The 19994-nt window shown below is 59.8% G+C and carries 18 protein-coding genes; 7 read left to right on the top strand and 11 right to left on the bottom strand.

Going from position 1 to position 19994, the window contains the following annotated elements; genetic code table 11:
- The 3 genes from AYR66_RS09325 to AYR66_RS09315 all read left to right on the top strand — a co-directional run.
- Positions 1-247 (top strand): NAD-binding protein (locus AYR66_RS09325; RefSeq protein ID WP_170942287.1); only part of this gene is annotated, 247 nt, incomplete at its 5' end.
- Positions 247-1482, top strand: coding sequence for an alpha/beta fold hydrolase (locus AYR66_RS09320; RefSeq protein WP_088707269.1), 1236 nt, complete (start codon positions 247-249; stop codon positions 1480-1482). The genes AYR66_RS09325 and AYR66_RS09320, both read left to right, overlap by 1 nt.
- Positions 1483-1635: 153 nt before the next feature.
- Positions 1636-2697 (top strand): porin, encoded by a 1062-nt coding sequence (locus AYR66_RS09315; RefSeq protein ID WP_088707268.1) that lies wholly within the window; start codon positions 1636-1638, stop codon positions 2695-2697.
- 45 nt (positions 2698-2742) lie between these two features.
- Here AYR66_RS09315 and AYR66_RS09310 read toward each other — a convergent pair whose 3' ends face one another.
- The 3 genes from AYR66_RS09310 to AYR66_RS09300 all read right to left on the bottom strand — a co-directional run bounded on the left by AYR66_RS09310 (position 2743) and on the right by AYR66_RS09300 (position 5883).
- The gene (locus AYR66_RS09310; RefSeq protein WP_420093100.1) at positions 2743-3570 is read right to left on the bottom strand and encodes an N-acyl homoserine lactonase family protein; all 828 of its coding nucleotides are present in this window, start codon (positions 3568-3570) and stop codon (positions 2743-2745) included.
- Between the two features lie 41 nt (positions 3571-3611).
- A complete protein-coding gene (locus tag AYR66_RS09305; protein ID WP_337366866.1) occupies positions 3612-4307 on the bottom strand; it encodes a GntR family transcriptional regulator in 696 nt (231 codons plus the stop codon).
- 364 nt (positions 4308-4671) lie between these two features.
- Positions 4672-5883 carry an ABC transporter substrate-binding protein gene (locus tag AYR66_RS09300; protein ID WP_088707266.1) on the bottom strand — a complete coding sequence of 404 codons (1212 nt, stop codon included), beginning with the start codon at positions 5881-5883 and terminating at the stop codon, positions 4672-4674.
- A gap of 270 nt (positions 5884-6153) precedes the next feature.
- On the opposite strand from AYR66_RS09300, the gene AYR66_RS09295 reads away from it, so the two are divergent.
- Genes AYR66_RS09295 through AYR66_RS09280 form a run of 4 tightly spaced genes read left to right on the top strand, consistent with a single transcriptional unit; the run spans position 6154 to position 9569 of the window.
- Positions 6154-6924, top strand: coding sequence for an ABC transporter ATP-binding protein (locus AYR66_RS09295; protein WP_088707265.1), 771 nt, complete (start codon positions 6154-6156; stop codon positions 6922-6924).
- On the top strand, positions 6924-7634 hold the full coding sequence (locus tag AYR66_RS09290; protein ID WP_088707264.1) for an ABC transporter ATP-binding protein: 711 nt from the start codon (positions 6924-6926) through the stop codon (positions 7632-7634). Before AYR66_RS09295 ends, AYR66_RS09290 begins: the two co-directional genes overlap by 1 nt.
- A 10-nt stretch (positions 7635-7644) precedes the next feature.
- The gene (locus tag AYR66_RS09285; protein WP_088707263.1) at positions 7645-8532 is read left to right on the top strand and encodes a branched-chain amino acid ABC transporter permease; all 888 of its coding nucleotides are present in this window, start codon (positions 7645-7647) and stop codon (positions 8530-8532) included.
- A 14-nt stretch (positions 8533-8546) separates the two neighbouring features.
- Positions 8547-9569, top strand: a complete 1023-nt coding sequence (locus AYR66_RS09280; protein WP_088707262.1) for a branched-chain amino acid ABC transporter permease — start codon at positions 8547-8549, stop codon at positions 9567-9569.
- A gap of 63 nt (positions 9570-9632) precedes the next feature.
- Here the strand turns inward: AYR66_RS09280 and AYR66_RS30515 are convergent, their stop codons facing one another.
- The 8 genes from AYR66_RS30515 to AYR66_RS09240 all read right to left on the bottom strand — a co-directional run bounded on the left by AYR66_RS30515 (position 9633) and on the right by AYR66_RS09240 (position 19932).
- On the bottom strand, positions 9633-10676 hold the full coding sequence (locus AYR66_RS30515) for a winged helix-turn-helix transcriptional regulator (RefSeq protein WP_088707261.1): 1044 nt from the start codon (positions 10674-10676) through the stop codon (positions 9633-9635).
- 135 nt (positions 10677-10811) lie between these two features.
- Positions 10812-12206 (bottom strand): methyl-accepting chemotaxis protein, encoded by a 1395-nt coding sequence (locus AYR66_RS09270; protein ID WP_088707260.1) that lies wholly within the window; start codon positions 12204-12206, stop codon positions 10812-10814.
- Between the two features lie 214 nt (positions 12207-12420).
- The gene (locus tag AYR66_RS09265; protein ID WP_420093099.1) at positions 12421-13896 is read right to left on the bottom strand and encodes an NAD-dependent succinate-semialdehyde dehydrogenase; all 1476 of its coding nucleotides are present in this window, start codon (positions 13894-13896) and stop codon (positions 12421-12423) included.
- A gap of 17 nt (positions 13897-13913) precedes the next feature.
- A complete protein-coding gene (locus tag AYR66_RS09260; RefSeq protein WP_088707258.1) occupies positions 13914-15464 on the bottom strand; it encodes a class I adenylate-forming enzyme family protein in 1551 nt (516 codons plus the stop codon).
- A gap of 55 nt (positions 15465-15519) precedes the next feature.
- Positions 15520-16275, bottom strand: a complete 756-nt coding sequence (locus AYR66_RS09255) for an SDR family NAD(P)-dependent oxidoreductase (protein ID WP_088707257.1) — start codon at positions 16273-16275, stop codon at positions 15520-15522.
- Between the two features lie 12 nt (positions 16276-16287).
- Entirely contained in the window at positions 16288-18651 is a 2364-nt protein-coding gene (locus AYR66_RS09250) for a xanthine dehydrogenase family protein molybdopterin-binding subunit (protein WP_234814861.1), read from the bottom strand.
- 37 nt (positions 18652-18688) lie between these two features.
- On the bottom strand, positions 18689-19453 hold the full coding sequence (locus AYR66_RS09245; RefSeq protein ID WP_234814860.1) for an N-acyl homoserine lactonase family protein: 765 nt from the start codon (positions 19451-19453) through the stop codon (positions 18689-18691).
- Positions 19450-19932 (bottom strand): (2Fe-2S)-binding protein, encoded by a 483-nt coding sequence (locus AYR66_RS09240; protein ID WP_088709708.1) that lies wholly within the window; start codon positions 19930-19932, stop codon positions 19450-19452. The genes AYR66_RS09245 and AYR66_RS09240 overlap by 4 nt, the downstream gene beginning before the upstream one ends.
- Between the last annotated feature and the right edge of the window lie 62 nt (positions 19933-19994).

Below are 19994 nucleotides of genomic sequence, written 5' to 3'. Positions count from 1 at the left end.
GACCGGTAAGAACAACACGACCGAGAACAAGGTCAAGCCGTTCATGCTGTCCAATGCCTTCAACTCGGGCTTCGCGCTGAGCCTCATGGCCAAGGACCTCGGCATTGCCATGGCGCTCGGCAAATCCATGTCGCAGCCCATGCCCATGGGCGACGAGGTGCTGGACCTTTGGCGCAAGGCGAACGATGCGCTGGGCAAAGGCGCGGACCACACCGAGATGTACCGTTACCTGAAAGGGGAAAAGTAATGATCGACGCGGCATCACTGGTCGGCAATGCGGTTTCCCTGGCACGCCGGGATGCCGAGTTCGCGGAAGCATCCCGTGGCCTGCCCTTCAACATCGAGTTGCACATCATGGACGAGGCTGCACCCCGCATGCTGCGGCTGCTCAATGCCGCCGAATCCACCACTGTGCAACTTGCCGCGGAGGCGGCAACATGGTGTCAGTTCTGCCAGCCGCAACCTGCGGTCGGCTTTCATTCCTTCACCGCCGCTGTGCGCGACCCGGACCGGCTTCGGGTCACCGGCCAAGCCGTGCATGTGGCCCAGGCACTGCACGCGCTCGAACGCTTCTTTGAAATCCTGCGCGGTCAGCACGAAAACCAGCGGAGCCCACTGCCCGACATCGCACATATTGCGGGTCGCTACGCCATGCTGGACGGCATGCCGGACGCGCCTGTGTACTTCGAGCATTCGGGCAATCCCGATGGCCCCGCGTTGCTGATGCTGCATACGGCTGGCGCCGACACGCGACAGTACCATCATGTGCTGGCCGATTCCGAACTCCGCACGGCATGGTCGATGTATACCTTTGACATGCCGGGGCATGGGAAAAGCCTGCCAACGGACAACGGACTCTGGCAAGGCTACAAACTGACGCGCCGGGCCTACGCGGAAACCTGCATTGCCTTCATCCACAGCGTGATCAGACGGCCGGTCGTTGTGATGGGCTGCTCGATGGGCGCCGCAATGGCACTTTACCTGGGCAAGGCCTATCCGGACGACATTGCAGGCATCGTCGCCCTCGAAGCGCCCTATCGCGCGACAGGACGCAAAACTGCCTTCCTTGCTCATCCGCAGGTCAATCAGGCGGCGCACAACCCTAGCTATGTGCGCGGCTTGATGAGCCCTTCCAGTCCGCTTCAACACCGCCGCATCGCGGCATGGATCTACTCGCAGGGTGGGTTCCAGGTCTATCCCGGCGACTTGTCCTTCTACAGTGAGGAATTCGATGCCGAAGCCGACCTCAAGGGACTCGACGGCGCGACAAAACCCATCCATCTGCTGACCGGCGCCTACGATTATTCCGCCAGCCCTGCCGATTCGCAGATGGTGGCCGACCTGATTCCCGGCGCGCGCTTCCATGCCATGCCGGAACTCGGCCACTTCCCCATGATCGAGCACCCTGATGCATTCCTCCGCCATGTAAGGCCGGTCATGAGCGACATCAGGCAACGGCTCCCGCATCATGTGACGACGTAATCCTTACTCCCGGCCGACGGCCGGGATTCATTCACGCAAACCAGTATCCGGGTGATTGGCACCCAGGATCCCGTGCGCCTCATCGCCCCCGGGAAGCGCACGCTTTTTCCTCGAATCGGGGGGCAATACTTCCATCCAACCAAGGGAGACTTCATGAAGAAAAAAATGCTCGCGCTCGCCGCACTTGCCACCTGCACCATGGCCGCCCACGCGCAATCGAATGTGACGCTCTACGGCCTGATAGATACGACCATCCGCTATTCCACCAATGAAAATGCGGCCGGTGACAATCGCCTGCAATTGACCGACGGCGTCATGACCGGCAGCCGTTGGGGCGTGCGCGGTGTCGAAGACCTCGGTGGCGGACTGAAAGCACTCGTGACCCTGGAAAACGGCTTCGCGCCGGATGCCGGCACTCTGCTGCAAGGTGGCCGCCTGTTTGGCCGCCAGGGATTCGTAGGCCTGGATGGCGGATTCGGCAAGGTCTTGCTCGGCCGCCAATACACTCTTGGGCACGATGCGCTTGCCAGCTTCGATGCCTTCGCCGTCGCCAACAATGCGATCCTCGGCTACCAACTCAATTACAGTGGCCTGCGTCATGACAACATGGTCAAGGTTTCCAAGGCGCTTGGCCCTGTGACTGTCAACGCAGCCTATACCTTCGGCGAAGTTGCCGGCAATACATCGACCAATTCAGCTAGGGCGGTGAGCGCGTCCTATGCGGCTGGCCCGCTGAACATGGGTGCGGTCTACCAGGCGACGCACAATGTGACCTCCGCATTTTTCGGCGCGGTAGGTGCTGCCCAGGCCAGCAAGCAGACGCTATTCGGCGTGGGCGGCAGCTATCAGTTCAATCCTGTCAAATTTTACCTCGGCTATACCCGCAACAAGCTGGATGTGGCCAGCTACAAGAACGATGTCTTGTATGCAAGCTTTAACTACCAGCTGACAGGCGACCTGCAGCTGCTGGGAGCGCTGCATCACGACAAACTCGAGCGCACGAACAATGCCGGCGCTGACGGCACGCGCTGGACTTCCGCGCTGATGCTGGATTACTACCTGAGCAAGCGCACCGACGTCTATGTCGAGGTCGATTACACGAAGGTCAAGGACGGTTGGGTGGGGCTTGCCAACAACGCTGCGCTTGGCAGCGCCAACCTGTTCGGCCAGGATAGCCGCGCCGGCGTCATGGTGGGCCTGCGCCACCGGTTCTGAGGCTGCATCGACTGATCCCGCCCTGCAAGGGCGGGATCAGCTTTTTTAGAGGAACGGCAGTGGTGTCTTGGGCGCTTCGTGCAAGCGGACGATATCGGCGTCCGGTCCGGCCGGGTATCGCTCCTTGACCAGCGGGTCATGTCCTGGAATCACATGGTCCGGCGTCGATGCCAGCTTCAGAAGGCGCTTGTATCCCTCGAGCATGTGGCCGACATGGAGCACGATGGGGAATGGCGACGTGTGATGGATATTTTCGTAGAAGTGGCTGGCGTCGGAAGCGAGGACTACCCATCCCCGCTTGGTATGTACGCGCACCGCTTGCAGTCCTGCGGTATGGCCGCCGACCAGCACTGCCTCAATCCCGGGCGCGATCTCGGCATCGCCGTCATAGAACACGATGCGGTCGTTGTATAACCCGCGCACGATCTCCACGACATCGTCCACCGCAAAAGCATGTCGCAGCAGCGGATGCGTCATGTAGCGTCCGGTCGCATACTGGAGTTCGCGTTCCTGCAAATGAATGCGCGCATTGGGCAGCAGGTTGACGTTGCCGGCATGATCGTAGTGCAGGTGGGTCACGATCACATCGGTGATATCTTCCGCGCGCAAGCCCAGCCGCTCGAGGAAGCCGATCGGGCAGCGCAGCAGCGACCGCTTGCGCGCCTCTGCCGCTGCCTGGTTGAATCCGGTGTCTACAAGGAAGGTTCCCGCTTCGCCCCGGATCACCCAGACAAAGTAATCCATCGGCATCGACGCGTCATGCGGGTCGTGCACCATGAAGTTTTCCGGCCGGCGGCGCTCCACGGTAGCGTAGCGAAGGGCAAATACTTCGTAGGAGGGAATATCAACGGTTGTCTTTTGCATGCGTGTCATCTGTGTCGATCACCGCACGCGCCAGACGGCGGGTGCGGAACTTACTGTGAAGAATCGGCTGCAACCTGCTGCTCCAGCACGACCATGGCAGCCTTCTCGGCATTCGAGACATGCAGCCGTGCGATTTCGCCGGCCCTGGCTGCATCGCGCGCCTTGATGAGGGAATACATTTCGTCGATTTCCGCCAAGCTCTTCGGCAAGCGGTCCGGGCTGGAGAATGAAGCCGAGCGCAGCAGGTTGATGCGCGTCAGCAGCCCAAGCAGCATTTCCCTGACGAGATCATTGCCGCAGTTGTTCAGGATGACGTCGTAAAACTGCGCCTTGGCAGCGAGAAGGCCTTTACGATCGCCACTCTTTGCATTGTCGTGCAAGGCCTTTACTGCTTCGCCCAGTTGCTCGATATCGGAGTCGGTCGCCAGCCGCGCGAACTCGGCGACGGCATAACTTTCCATGAGCGCACGAATGGCATACAGGTCTGATGCCTCTTTCGAGGAAATCGATGCTACCACCGGCCCCCGGCGCGGCAGTGTCGTAATGAGCTTTTCCGCCTCCAGCTTGCGCAAGGCTTCGCGCACCGGCGGGCGGCTTACTTCGAGCATCTCGCAGATTTCGCGCTCGACGATCCGCTCTCCCGGCTTGAAGCGTCCGCTTGTGATCGCTTCGCGCAGGTAGCTCTCTACATAACTGCGCAAACTATCGGGTTTACGAATGGTGCTGACGTCGTCGTACATATTCATGATTCCAATTTACCATATGTAATATAGTATGTCAATAATCCTGTAATACAATAAGACTCTTCCAGTTCCAAGATGCATGCAAAGAGCAACATAAGCGAACGCGACATTTTAAGGCTTACGCTTTATCGATTGAGGAAGCAGATGTGGAATGTCTAATATGCCCGACTAGAGCTAGGCAAGGCAAGGCTACTTGTCCTCGAAACGCGGACCGACAAGCACCTTATTAAGCAAGGCTGAAAGCCTGCAAAATGAGCGTAGAAAAGAAAATGGCCGTCCCAAGAAGAAACGACCAAAGCAGGAAAGAAAGAGGATAGGAAAAGAATAATGATGGCAGGAATTTAGGACCGACGCACCGGAGATATTTTTACCCTTTAACGAGCTGACAGCCACCATCGCTTATCGGCCGAAATGCTTGATCACCGGGAATCACTGCCTTTAACTTGTAATAGTCCCAAGGATATTTCGATTCGGAAGGCTTCTTGACTTCGTACACGTACATATCATGCACCATGCGTCCGTCGGCGCGGATATAGCCATTCTTGGCAAACATGTCATTGACTTTCATCGATTTCATTTTTTCCATAACGGTGGCAGTGTCATCAGTACCGGCCGCCTGGACCGCTTTCAGGTAGTGCAGTGTCGATGAGTAATCGCCGGCGTCGCCCATGGTCGGCATTCGCTTGGTCAGCGCAAAGAAGCGCTTGGACCACGTGCGCGTCTCTTCATCGCGATCCCAATAGAATCCGTTGGTAAGCGTCAGTCCTTGCGCAATTTCGAGTCCCATGGCGTCAACGTCTGTAATCCAGACCAGCAGACCGGCCAGGGTTTGCTGGCCGGACTTGGCAATGCCGAACTCGTTTGCGGATTTCACCGCATTGATGAAGCCGGTGCCGGAACCAGCAAGTGCAATGACCTTTGCCTTGGATCCTTGTGCCTGCAGCAGGAAAGAGGAATGATCCGTGGCATTGATAGGATAGCGTACGGTGCCGATCACTTTGCCATTTTTTGCCTTGACAGCGGAAATAGTGTCAGATTCAAGCGCATGGCCAAACGCATAGTCTGCCGTGAGGAAGAACCAGCTGTCCCCTCCCTGCTTGATGATCGCCTCCCCGGTGCCTCTTGCGAGGGCGTACGTGTCATAGGCGTAATGGATGCTGTTCGGTGTGCAGGCGTCACCGGTAATGCGCGATGAGCCGGCACCGTTCACGATGGCGATCCTGTTCTTCTCCTTGGCGACGCCGATAACCGACAATGCAACGCCGGAATTGATCAGGTTGTTGACCATGCGCACGTTCTGGGTGTCAAACCATTCGCGCGCCTTGCTTGCCGCGACATCGGGTTTGTTCTGGTGGTCATTGACAACCACTTCAATTGGCCGGCCCAGCACCTTGCCTCCGAAATCCTGAACGGCCATCTTGACCGCATTCACGGCGCCCGGTCCCGCTTCATGCGAGAACTGGCCGGACAGATCCGTCATCACGCCAATGCGAAGCGGTTGCGCATTCTGCGCCATGGCATTACCGGCGGCGAAAGCAAGTACGCAGCCGTAGCGGACTGCCTTCGAGAATGTGTTCATAGTCTCACTCCATCGTTGAATTTAATTGATAGTCCTTTTATGCAAGCAGCCACTTGCATAAGTAGATTATTACTGGCGAATGCAAATGTCAAAGTGTTTTTTCGGCAGGAGTCCGCCAATACAGCAAATAGAAAGCGTGGTTTTTCCGAGCAATTACCCTGGCATGCATGCGGCCGCATCAGGACATTGACAATTCCAGTCTTCGCCGTTTAATCTAGTTATGCAAGTCACATTAATCAATATTTAAACTTTGTTGGAAGGAGATTCCCGATGACCGATGTGATCCTGGAAACCCGGGACATGAGCAAGGAGTTCAAAGGGTTCACTGCGGTGAACCAGGTGAACCTGAAGGTCGAGCGCGGCCATATTCACGCCCTGATCGGCCCGAACGGCGCAGGCAAGACAACCTGTTTCAATTTGCTGACCAAGTTCCTCACTCCCACGTCTGGCAGCATCCTGTTCAACGGCGCCGACATCACGGCATTGAAGCCCGCGCAGATTGCCCGGCTCGGGATCATCCGTTCCTTCCAGATTTCGGCGGTGTTTCCCCACCTGACCGTCATGCAAAACGTGCGCGTCGGCTTGCAACGGCCGCTCGGGACATCGTTCCATTTTTGGAAAAGCGATTACACGCTCAGGGCGCTCAACGATGCCGCGATGGCGTTGTTGGAAGAAGTCGATCTTGCTTCGTTTGCCGATTCCCTGACCGCAGACTTGCCCTATGGGCGCAAGCGAGCGCTGGAGATTGCGACCACCCTCGCGATGCAGCCGGAGTTGATGCTGCTCGATGAACCGACGCAAGGCATGGGACACGAGGACGTGCACCGGGTGACGGAATTGATCAAGAAAGTCTCTTCGGGGCGCACGATCCTCATGGTCGAGCACAACATGAGCGTGGTGTCAGGCATCTGCGACAAGATTTCGGTCCTCCAGCGCGGCGCCCTCCTCGCCGAGGGAACTTACGAGCAGGTCTCGTGCAATCCGCAAGTGATGGAGGCGTACATGGGCAACACCACTGGCGTCCTCGAGGGGGCACACTGATGGGCACGCATGCACTTGAAATCAGCGGATTGCAGGCCTGGTACGGAGAGTCGCACATTCTGCACAACGTGAACCTGTCGGTGCGTCACGGCGAAGTCGTCACCCTTCTTGGCCGAAACGGAGCGGGCCGCACCACCACCCTGCGGGCGGTCATGGGCCTGACCGGAGCGCGCCAGGGTTCGATCAAGGTGGACGGCAACGAGGCCATCCATCTGCCGACACACAAGGTGGCACATCTCGGCGTCGGCTACTGCCCGGAAGAACGCGGCATTTTTTCCTCGCTGTCGACCGAAGAAAACCTGATGCTGCCACCCGTTCTCGCCACCGCGAAGGCGGGCATGTCTGTTAACGAAATCTATTCCATGTTCCCGAATCTCAAGGAGCGCCGAAACAGTCAGGGCACGCGCCTGTCCGGCGGCGAACAGCAGATGCTGGCAGTGGCGCGGATCCTTCGGACCGGCGCACGCATCCTTTTGCTCGACGAAATTTCAGAAGGCCTGGCACCGGTCATCGTCCAGGCGCTTGCACGCATGATCCTGGCGCTCAAGAAGCAGGGGTACACAGTCGTGATGGTCGAGCAGAACTTCCGATTTGCGGCGCCGCTGGCGGATCGCTTCTACGTGATGGAACACGGCCAGATCGTCGAGCATTTCAACGCCGAAGAACTGGAATCAAAGATGCAACGCTTGAACGAACTGCTGGGCGTATAGAGAGGGCAACATGACTGATTTTTTTGGAATACCCACATCGGCCCTGATGAGCCAACTATTGCTCGGCCTGGTAAACGGCTCTTTCTACGCGATGCTGTCGCTCGGGTTGGCTGTCATCTTCGGGCTGCTCAATGTGATCAATTTCGCGCACGGCGCCCTCTACATGATGGGTGCTTTCCTCGCGTGGATGGGACTTCATTTTCTGCAGGTCGACTATTGGGTGATGTTGATTGCCTCGCCGCTGCTCGTCGGCCTTTTCGGCGTCATCATTGAGCGCACGATGCTGCGCTGGCTGTACAAGCTGGACCACCTTTACGGCCTGCTGCTGACCTTCGGCATCACGCTGATGCTCGAAGGCCTGTTTCGTTCGTTCTTCGGTGTGTCCGGCCAACCCTACAGCGTGCCAAAGACACTCGCCGGCGCATTCGACATCGGCTTCATGATGCTCCCAAAGTACCGCGCCTGGGTCGTCGTCGCCTCGATCCTGGTCTGCCTTGGCACATGGTTCGTCATTGAAAAGACCAAGCTTGGCGCTTATCTGCGTGCCGGTACGGAAAACCCGAAGCTGGTCGAAGCATTCGGCATCAACGTACCGCTGATGGTCACCATGACCTACGGCTTCGGCGTCGCACTGGCCGCCTTTGCCGGCGTGCTGGCAGCCCCTGTGATCCAGGTATCGCCGCTGATGGGCTCCAACCTCATCATTGTCGTGTTCGCCGTTGTGGTAATCGGGGGCATGGGATCGATCATGGGATCGATCCTGACCGGGCTCGGCCTGGGCGTGATCGAAGGGTTCACCCGCGTTTTCTACCCTGAGCTGTCGGCCACCGTTGTATTCATCATCATGGCCATCGTCCTGATGCTGCGTCCCGCCGGCCTGTTCGGCAAAGAGAAATAAGGAGACAGAAGTCCATGAACAAGAAATTGATCAGCATCGCGGCGCTCGTCCTCGCAGCCGCCGCGCCGTTCGTCCTCTACCCGGTCTTCCTGATGAAGTTGCTGTGCTTTGCACTGTTTGCTTGCGCCTTCAACCTCCTGATCGGCTTTACCGGCCTGCTTTCGTTCGGCCACGCGGCGTTTTTTGGCGGCGCCGGTTATGTCGCTGCACATGCGCTCAAAGTATGGGGACTGCCTTTCGAACTGGGAATCGTCCTCGGTGTGGCGTTCTCCGCGTTGATCGGCCTCGTGATGGGCGGCCTTGCAATTCGCCGCCAGGGTATTTATTTCACGATGATCACGCTGGCGCTGGCGCAGATGCTCTACTTCGTGGCGCTGCAGGCGCCGTTTGCCGGCGGTGAAGATGGCTTGCAAGGCGTGCCGCGCGGCAGGCTGCTGGGGATGCTTGACCTTGGAAATGACCTTACGCTGTATTACGTCGTACTTGCGATCGCCGTGATCGCCTTCGCGTTGATCGTCCGGACAATCCATTCACCATTCGGCCAGGTGCTCAAGGCGATCAAGGAAAATGAAGCGCGGGCCATTTCACTCGGTTATGACGTCACCCTGTACAAGCTGGTCGCATTTGTCCTGTCGGCGTCCCTTGCCGGACTCGCGGGGGCGACCAAGGCCGTGGTGCTCGGCTTCGAGACCCTGACTGATGTGCACTGGAGCATGTCCGGCCTGGTCGTGTTGATGACGCTAGTGGGCGGCCTTGGCACCTTGTCCGGCCCCATCGTGGGTGCCATCGTGATCATTGCGCTGGAGAACAAGCTTGGCGAGCTGGGTGATGCGCTTGCTGCAGTCTCGGGCGTGGAATGGTTCCGCGGTCTCGGAGAATCGGTCACCATTGTTACCGGGTTCATCTTTATCGTGTGCGTGCTTGCGTTCCGCAAAGGCATCGTCGGGGAACTGGCGGGATTCGCCACCCGATTGCGCCACCCCGGGGCCAAGGCGACGACCCAGGCTGCCAAACCGGTGCATGCCAACGCAGCTTAGGATTTACGCCAGACTGCAAACGAAAAAAGGGACTTGCGTCCCTTTTTTCATGTCAAACCGGTTTTACGCCAGCTCCGCACCATCTTCATCGGCGGCGACGCTATCGACAGGTGCCGATGTGTCCAGCGTATAGCGCAATTCATAGCGCATTTCGTGCACATCCAGTTCCTGCCGGCACTCGCTGCAAGCGACGACGGCATGAAAGTCGTGCTGGCACTTGCGATGGCGGATGATAAGGGGCGGCCGCCCTTTCGACAGCCACTTGTCCCCCCATCGCATCATGACGATCATCGAAGAATAGAGTTCGCGCCCTTTCGCGGTATAGCGGTACTCGAACCGCTCCGGGCGCGCCTGGTACTGGCGCTTTTCGATAATGCCGTGTTCGGTCAGCCGCTGTAGCCGGTCAGTCAGGATATTGCTCGCAATGCCAAGATTCGCATGGAATTCGTCAAAGCGCCGCACACCAAAGAACATTTCCCGGATTACCAGGAAGGTCCAGCGGTCGCCGATGATCTGGAGCGCGCGGGCGACAGAGCATGGACGCACACGTTCAAGGACGCCGGGATCGGACGCGCGTCGGGAGCGGGGACGGTCGACGCTGCGCGGTGCGCTGCCCGCACCGGGACCGTTCCGGTACTGGACATCCCGCGCATCGATCTCCTCGTTACATGCGGAACAGACGACAATTGGGGAACACGGTTTTCCGCATTGCTGGTGGATCAGTTGCAACGGTAGCGCCTCATCGCGGTGCAGCCATTTATCCCCGAACTGCAAGAGAGACAACATGGTGGCATACAAATCGCTGCCCTTGTCGGTGAAACGATACTCGAAGCGCGATGAACCCGACGAATAGCTGACTTTCTTCAGCAATCCCAGTTCAGTGAGCTTGTTCAACCGTTTCACAAGTGTATTGCGCGGAACGCGGAGTACGGCCTGGAACTGCTCAAACCGGCGTGCGCCGAAGAAGCATTCGCGCAGGACAAGGAAACTCCACGCATCGGAAAGGATTTCAACCGTGCGCGCCACTGAGCAAAAGCGGTCCAGCGAGGGGAAATGCGACGGCGCATCGATGGGTTGAGCGGCGGAAGAATGTTGCAATGCAGTCATGTCGATATTCACGCCAGCAATGGCGATAAGGTTCTGCGTCGCCGCGCATCAAATTTCATTCGCGCGGCAAATCGTCCGAGGCATCTATTCTACAACCCGCCCTGCAATAGCGAGTTGACCGGTCTTTGACCAGCATTACTCGCTAGCAAGCTTGAACGCCCGAACCGCCTTCGAGAGTCCGAGCACGCCGTCGTAAGTGCTTTGTGCGGCAGCGGCCGCCTGCTCGACCAGCGCGGCATTCTGCTGCGTAACGTCATCGATATTGAGCAATGCCTTGTTAATCTCGTCGATACCGGCGTGTTGCGCCTGACTCGCCGTATTGATCAGGTTAATGGTGGTATTGACTGCTTCAACCGATGCCAGGATGTCGGCCATCGTTGCGCCAGCCTTCTGGACCAGCTCGCTCCCTGCTTCGACATTATCGACGGATTCGCGAATCAACCCGTGGATCTCCCTCGCAGCCAACGCCGAGCGTTGCGCCAGTTGCCGAACTTCGGCCGCTACCACGGCAAATCCGCGTCCCTGCTCGCCGGCCCGGGCTGCTTCAACGGAAGCATTCAATGCAAGAATATTGGTCTGGAAGGCAATGGCATCAATGACGCCGACGATGTCTGCGATTTTGAGGGCGCTGTTCCTGATCTCCGCCATGGTCTGCACCACATCGCCAACCACTCGGTTGCCGAGCTGCGCGACCGCGGCGGCGGTAGCGACATGTGCGGTCACGTCCCGCGCGTGCCTGCCGTTTTCCTCGGCCATGTCCGTTACCCGCGCCATTTCACGGGCCGTATCCTGCAGCGCGCCGGCTTGCGCATCCGTACGCTGCGACAAATTTGCGTTGCCTTCCGAGATGTCGCGTACAGCGGCTGTGATGCCATCTGTATTGGTACGGACCGTCGCCACAATCCGTGTCAAACCTTGCGCGGTGGCGTTCAGCGCATGCATTAGATGGCCGATCTCGTCCCGGCGCTCGACATGCAGGAGCGAAGTCAGATCGCCTGCAGCCAGCTTGCTGGCTGCGTCTTTCACCGCCACAAGCGGGGCACTGATGGCATGCCGGACAAAGAGGTAAATGCCGCTGCCGATCAAGAGTGACGCGCCGATGGAGACCGCTCCGGCAGTTGCGACCCGTGCGCCCTCGTACCATAGCAGCGCGGACTGCAATGCAACTACCGACAGCAGTCCTGCCATGACGAGTGCGGACAGCTTGAAGCTCACGCTGTCGTAGAACCGTTCCGGTACCGGGAGGCCTACCACGATCGCTCCGATGACATTACCGGCCCGATCGAAAATCGGATCGTACTGGGTCATCAACTGGCTACCGAAGACGGAAGACAGTCCAAGATACAACCCACGTCGCATCAGGCGTTCGTACGCGGGATGGGCACGATCCAGCGCTGTGCCGACCGCGCGGACGTTCTCCTGATTCTTGATGGACGTGCAGATGCGGATGAAGTCGTTTCCGCTTCGCACGAACAGGGTTGCCGTCGCACCGGTACGCGCGGTGAAGGCGTCTGTTACGCCATGGTCCATGGTTCAAGCTGGCGTCGCCATGCCGCAATAGTGGCGTGGGACGTCCATCCACATTCATAACTTGAGACTCGTCGCGCGCGAATCCTTTCCGGAACAGCGAACGGAACTCGCGCGCGACTTGGGCAATCCGCATCGTTGCGGGAAGCATGCGCATCATGTCACGGCCTCTAGTCGGCTTGCGTGGACGTTGAATGATCTGATGGGCTGACCGGCCTCAGATTCCACCCATGCAGAGGTACTTGATTTCCAGGTAGTCCTGGAGACCATACTTCGATCCCTCCCGGCCGCTGCCGCTTTCCTTGACGCCGCCAAACGGCGCCACCTCCGTCGAAATCAAGCCCTCGTTGATGCCAACCATCCCGTAATCCAGCGCCTCGGCCACCCGCCAGACCCGGCCGATGTCGCGCCCGTAAAAGTACGATGCCAGTCCGAATTCCGTGTCGTTGGCCATTGCAATCGCTTCTTCCTCGGTCTTGAACCGGAAAACCGGCGCCACCGGGCTGAACGTTTCTTCATGGAAGATCGCCATGTCCTTCGTCGCATTGGAAAGAATGGTCGGGACGAAGAAATTCGCGCCCAACGGATGCCGCTCGCCGCCGGTAACAAGAGATGCGCCCTTGGCCAGAGCGTCGGCCACATGCTCCTCGGCCTTTGCAACCGCATTCTGGTCGATCAAGGGCCCGATCACCGTGCCCTCGGCCATGCCGTCGCCAACTTTCAGCGCACGCACCGCTTCTGCAAACCGCGAGACAAATTCGTCGTAGACGCCATCCTGGACCAGGATACGGTTGGCGCAGACGCACGTTTGTCCGGCATTGCGGTATTTTGCAACGAGGGCGCCTTTGACCGCCGCCGCGATATCCGCATCATCAAACACGATGAAGGGCGCATTGCCGCCCAATTCCATCGACGTCTTCTTCACCGTGGTTGCACACTGCTGGAGCAACAGCTTGCCCACCTCTGTCGACCCTGTGAAGGAAAGCTTGCGCACCGTCGGGTTGGAAGTCATTTCGCCACCGATCTCGGATGCCGAGCCGGTCACGCAGGACAGGACGCCATTGGGCACGCCCGCCCGCTCGGCCAATACACACAGCGCCAATGCGGAAAACGGCGTCTGGCTGGCCGGCTTGATCACCATCGTGCAGCCGGCGGCGAGGGCCGCCGCCGCCTTGCGGGTGATCATGGCCGCCGGGAAGTTCCATGGCGTAATCGCCGCACACACGCCGACGGGCTGCTTGATGACGACGATACGACGGTCGCCGGCAGGCGACGGGATGGTGTCGCCGTACACCCGCTTCGCCTCCTCGGCAAACCATTCGACGTAGGATGCCGCATAAGCGATTTCACCCCGCGACTCAGCGAGAGGCTTGCCTTGTTCAGTCGTCATGATGCGCGCCAGGTCTTCCTGGTTAGCGAGCAGTAGTTCATACCATTTGCGCAGGATCGCCGCGCGTTCCTTGCCAGTCTTCGCCTGCCAGTCCGGCATGGCGGCATAGGCGCCGGCAATCGCCCGACGCGTTTCCGCTGCGCCCATGCGGGGAACACTGCCGATCGTCTCGCCGGTAGCCGGATTGTCCACCCGTATCGTTTCCTTGCTGTCGGCATTGATCCACTCACCGCCGACATAGCATGCCTGTTTGAACAGGCTGTTGTCATTCAGGCGGATTTCCGCCATTGCTGCTTTTCCCATGTTATTCCCTTTCAATCCTAGTCTTCGGCGAGTGTTTCTTTCAGCTTGTAGCGGATGATTTTTCCCGACCCGGTGCGCGGAATTTCCTGTACAACGTGCACCGCGCCAGGAATCTTGTAAGCAGACAGCCGCTCCCTGCAGTGGACAATCAGGTCATCGACAACCACATCCATACCTTCGCGCGGAACGACAAAGACGACAGGGACTTCACCGAGCAAGCGGTGCGGCGCCCCGACCACGGCGCAGTCAAGAACGGCCGGGAAGGCACACACTGCCTCTTCGACTTCCGCCGGCGCGATGTTCTGGCCGCCGCGGATGATCACTTCCTTGAGCCTGCCGGTGATCGTCAGGAAGCCGCACTTGTCGCTTCGCGCAAGGTCTCCCGTGTGATACCAGCCGTTCCGGATCGCCTGTTCTGTTTCGTTTGGCTTGCCGTGATACCCCTTCATCAGGTTCGGACCGCGCACGATCAACTCCCCTTCAGCACCGGTTTCGACGTCCAGGCCGGTGAGCGGGTCGATGACGCGGGTCGACAACCCGGGCACGGGCAGGCCGCAGGATCCAAGCACGCGGCCGCCGTGTTGCCAGTTCAGCGTGACCATCGTCGATGTCTCGGTGATGCCGTATCCGTCGAGCAGCATCACGCCGAACCGTTCTTCGAATTCCTTGTTCACGGGCGCGGGCATGATGGCACCGGCGGACAGGCAGAGGCGCAATCCCGGGAAACGCGCGCCCGGATTCGAGCGTGCCGCTTCCAGCAAATAGTGGAACATGGTCGGGACACCCGGGAAAATGGTGAAACGCCCGGATTGCAGCAGTTCCATTGTCTCCGTCGTGGAAAACTTCTCGACGATGTATTCGCTCGCGCCAACGGCAAGAATGCTTAGGACGGTCAGGTTCAGCGCGTAGGAATGGAACAGCGGCAATGGCGACAGCACATGGTCGCTTTCCGACAGGCCCGCGATCGGCGCCCAGCATGCCGCGGCAACCCAGAGCATGCTGTGCTGGCTGAGCAGAACGCCCTTGGCCTTTCCCGTCGTGCCAGAGGTGTAGATGATGAACGATGGCGCGTCCATTGCCTCTGCGTCACGCGGTACGGAGCGCGCGGGGGTGCTGCGCAAGTCGTCGAAGCGCAATCCGTCTCCACGGGTTTCGCCGCGCGATACCAGGATGATTGTCTTCAGTGCGGGATGCTCGCCGGCCAGCGACGCGACCAGGGCGGCGCGTTCATCGGTCGTGACAATGGCCTTGCATCCTGCGTCCTGCAGCCGATACAGGACTTCCTGCAGCGTCGCGTCATAGCTGATCGGCACGCAGATCGCGCCGGCGCGGACGATAGCGAAGCAGCTCTCCACCCAGGCAACCGAATTGGGCAGGAATACCGCAACGCAGTCGCCGGCGTCGATGCCGGCGTCCTGCAAATGGCCGGCAAGGTTGGCAGTGCTTGCCGCCAGCTCCCCATACGTGACCGAGGAATGGGCATCCTGGAATGCCAGCTTCTGTGGGCGGTTCTCTGCATGGCGCCGGACAAGCTCTCCTACCGGCGCGATGATGTCAGTGCAAATCATGTCGATCTCCCCTCCTTCCAGCAAGGAATTGTTTGATGATGAAATCGTTCCCTACTTACACCATGCAGAAGCCGCCGTTAACGCTCAGCACCTGACCGGTGATCCAGGCCGCGCCCTCCGATGCCAGGAAAGCAACGGTCGGCGCGACGTCTTCCGGCTTGCCGATACGGCGCAGCGGATACTGGCGGACGATCTTTTCCCGGTTGGCGGCGAGGAATTCCGGATCGGAATGGGCAGTTTCGATCAGGCCGAGTGAAATTGCGTTGGCGGTGACATTGGCCCGGCCCAGCTCCTTGGCCAGGGACTTCATCAGGGCGATGCCGCCGGCGCGCGCTGCTGCCGCGATCGCCAGCCCGTTTTCACCGATGCGCGACGAGTCCCCTGCCAGGGTGATGATGCGCCCGAAATTCTGCTTGATCATGTGCGGTGCGACCGCGTGGCAGGTATGGATGGTGCCGTACAGGTCGACATCGATCTGCGCTGCCCATTGCTCCGGCGTCGTGTTGACGAACCGCTCGTTGATCACAAGCCCGGCATTGTTGACGAGGATATCGATGCGGCCGAAGTCGCGGACCACGCCGTCAACCATGTCTTTTACCTGTTCGTACTTGCCCACGTCAGCACGGTAGGCGCGCGCATTGCCTCCCGCAGCGCGGATTTCGCCGACCACCGCTTCGGCTTCCGCCGATGAGCGGTTGTAGTTGAGTGCCACCGCCGCGCCGTCGGCAGCCAGTGCAAGGGCGATCTGGCGCCCCACGTCACGTCCGCCGCCAGTCACGATTGCCACTTTGCCATTCAGGTTGCTTGCCATTTGAAAATCTCCTTAGCGTTTGGAATGTTGTTCTTGGATCAGCCGGAACAGGCGTCCCGGCGTTACCGGCAGTTCGACGATTTCGATGCCGAGCGGTGCAAGGGCATCCGACACGGCGTTGGCAATGGCGGCCGGCGCCCCGATGGTGCCGCCCTCCCCCATACCGCGGAATCCGCCCAGCGTGGCGGGCAGTGCCGATTCGACGTGAACGATCTGCATGGCCGGCACTTCCGGTGCGGCCGGCGCGACGTAGTCGACCAGGCTGGCCGTCAACAATTGCCCGCGCTCGTCATACACCACCTCTTCGAACAGGGCGGCGCCGATACCCTGGGCAACAGCGCCATGCACCTGTCCATCGACGATCAGCGGATTGATGATCCGGCCGCAGTCTTCCGCCACGAGATAATCCCTGACATGGACCGTATAGGTTTCCGGGTCGATCTCCACCAGCGCGAAGTGGGTCGCGGCGCTGGTCGTCCCCCATACCGGGTCATAGGACCGCGTTTCCTCCAGTACCTCGATGGCTTCCTTCGGTAGCCGCCCCATCTGCGAGTAGACGACATCAGCGATGTCGGCAATCGTGACGCTCTTGCCCGAATCCCGCGCGGTGAAGATGCCGTCGCGGATGTCGATATGCGAAGGATCGCTGTCCAGCATGTGCGAGGCGATCCGTGCCAGCTTTTCCTTCATCGCACGCGCCGCCAGCATGGCGGCCCCGCCGGCCAGCACCGCGCTGCGGCTGGCGTAGGTGCCGGTACTGTGCGACACCACCGATGTGTCACCATGCACGATGGTGATATCGTCGAAACGTGCGCCCAGCTCGTCGGAAATGACCTGGGCAAGGGTGGTCTCCAGGCCCTGCCCGTGCGACGCAATGCCGAAGAATCCGGTGATGGAGCCGCTCGGATCGATCTTAATGGTCGCGATTTCTGTCCCCGTATTGATCGGCATGCCCGGTGAAGCGGAGATGCGCGATCCGATGCCTGACAGTTCCGCATACGAGGAAATACCGATGCCTACCCATCGGCCAGCAGCTCGCGCCTCCGCCTGCTTCCTGCGAAGGCCGTCGTAGTCGAGCGCCTTGCTTCCCTCTTCCAGGCACTCGATGAATCCGGACCGGTCCCAGACGATGCCGGGGGCCGTCTTGTAGGGGAATTCTTCCGCGCGGATCAGGTTGCGCAGGCGGATTTCCTTTGGATCGAGGCCGATCTTGCGCGCAGCCATGTCTACCAGGCGCTCCATGACGTAGGTGGACGTCGGCCTTCCCACGCCGCGGTACGGCCCGGTCGGCGACTTGGAGGTGGCGACGCCGCGGACGTGCCCGTGGTAGACCGGAATCCGGTACGGCCCGGGCATGAAGCTGATCACCTGCACCGGTTCCAGTCCGGCCGTCCACGGATAGATCGAGTAGGCGCCGACATTGCCGACCACGTGTGCGCGCAGGCCAAGGAAACGGCCCTGCTCGTCCAGCGCCAGTTCGGCATCGACCAGTTCGTCGAATGCCTGGCTGGTGGTAGCGAGGTCTTCCAGCCGGTCGCTGGTCCATTTGACCGGCTTGCCCATCTTGCGCGCCAATGCGCAGACGAGGATTTCTTCCGGATAAAGCGAGCCCTTGCCACCGAAGCTGCCGCCGACGTCCGGCGCGACGACGCGCAAGCGGTTGCCCGGGATTCCAAGGATATCGACCAGCGCGTCACGCACGATGCCGGGACTGCCGGTGGAGGAATGCAGGGTCAGCGACCGCTTTCCTTGATCATATTCGGCCAGGTAAGTGCGGTTCTCGATGGCCAGCGGTGTCTTGCGGTGGAAGCGGAAGCGTCCCCCGACCTTCACCGGCGCTTCGTCCATGACGGCATCGATGTCGCCGCGGCGAAACTCGCGTTCGACCAGGACGTTGGTGCCGGCTTCCTCGTGCAACAGCGGAGCGCCGGGCAGCGCGGCCTGTTCCGGATCGATGACGTTTGGCAGCGGATCGTAGTCGATCAGGATGCTTTCGAGGGCATCTTCGGCGATGTAACGGCTCTCGGCAACCACCGCGACGACCGGTTCGCCGACAAAGCGGACTTTCCCGCGTGCGAGGGGATAGATCGCGGTCGGATGGTAATTGGGCATCTTCGAAATCGCGAAGATCGGCTTGACTTCACCTTCTAGGTCGTCCGCGGTGAAGACGGCAATGACGCCGGGAATTTCGAGCGCGCCGGAGACGTCGATACCAACGATGCGCGCGTGGGACTGATCGCTGCGGCGGAAGGCGATATGGAGCAAGCCGACGACCTGCTTGTCATCCACATAACAGCCGCGGCCGGTCAGCAAGCGCGGATCTTCGCTACGCTTGACGCGCTTTCCCACGAGGGTCGTCGCGCTTTCGGGTGGCATTTCGAGTTTCATATGCGTGGTCTGAGTCGGATGGTATTCAGTCGTAAAAGTCCGCGCCCTTTTTCATTTCCCGCCACTGTTGATCGTCGTGGCCGAAGACGACCGTGGCGCCGCCCGTCTCGATGCGGCGGATTTCCTGCATCGAACGCGTGGATTGTTCCGGGTCCCATGTATTGCGTGGATTGAGTTCGCGCTCCAGGTTGGAACGCAACGCGACGGCGTCGGATGCCAGGAAAAAAGCGCCCGATTTGTCCAAATTGACGAGCGCTCCCGTCATGCCCGCGGTATGACCGGGCACTGGGACCAGCACGATGCGTCCGTCGTTGAACAGGTCGCGCTGGCCATCGATCGTTTCCACCGGCATCGGCTGATCCCAGTCCACCGGCAGGAAACCGCTCTTGACCGCATCTTCCTTGCGGGCAGCCTCCAGCTCGCGCGCATGGCATACCACCGTCGCCTTCTTGAAAAACTCGTTGCATCCGCAATGATCGGAATGGAAATGCGAATTCACGACCACGTCGATGTCTTGCGGCAGCAAACCGATTGCCTGAAGGCCGTCGACGACGTTCTCCCTCGGTCCGGAAATCGGCACCATTGCGCGCGCCATGGCACCCCAGCGGGCCTCGGCATCATGGCTGACCGACGGATGGCATCCGGTGTCGAACAAGACATTGCCTTGCGGATGCCGCAACAGGAAACAGGAAACAGGCAATTCGATGGTTTCCTGCCGATCGGCATCGGGCACGTAGACGCTCTTCTTCATGCGCAGGCGGCCGCCGGAGAGCACATGCATCTTCATCATGCATTCTCCTTCTGGCGGTCGCGCTCCATTCGCACGGCCTCGACGATGTGCGCATAGCCGGTGCAACGGCAGAGATTGCCCGACAAGCCGTCCCGGATTGCTTCGTCGGTTTCGAGCGGATATTTCTGCAGCATGTCGGTGGATGTCATCAGCATGCCCGGTGTGCAAAAACCGCACTGCAATCCATGGCACGTCTGGAAGGCCTGTTGCAACGGATTGAGGTTCTCCACCGTGCCCAGACCTTCGACCGTCTGGATCTCGCAGCCATCGGCCTGGACCGCGAACATGAGGCAACCGCGGACGCTGTCGCCGTTGACCATGATGGTGCAGGCGCCACACACACCGTGCTCGCAGCCGACATGGGTACCGGTCAGGCCCAGCGCATGGCGCAGGAAGTCGGTCAGCAGCATGCGCGGCTCCACAGCACGCTGGTATTTCACCCCGTTGACGGTCACCGTGATCTCGTGTGGTTCGCTCATTTGCTTTCTCCAAGCGCCCGCTTCCAGGCAGTTTCAAGTGCGCGGCGTACCAGCACGCCGAC

The sequence above is a fragment of the Noviherbaspirillum denitrificans genome (genome assembly GCF_002211445.1).
Taxonomy (GTDB): Bacteria; Pseudomonadota; Gammaproteobacteria; order Burkholderiales; family Burkholderiaceae_D; genus Noviherbaspirillum; species Noviherbaspirillum denitrificans.
Note: the sequence above shows the minus strand (reverse complement) of the source record. Positions and strands in the feature narration are given on the sequence as shown.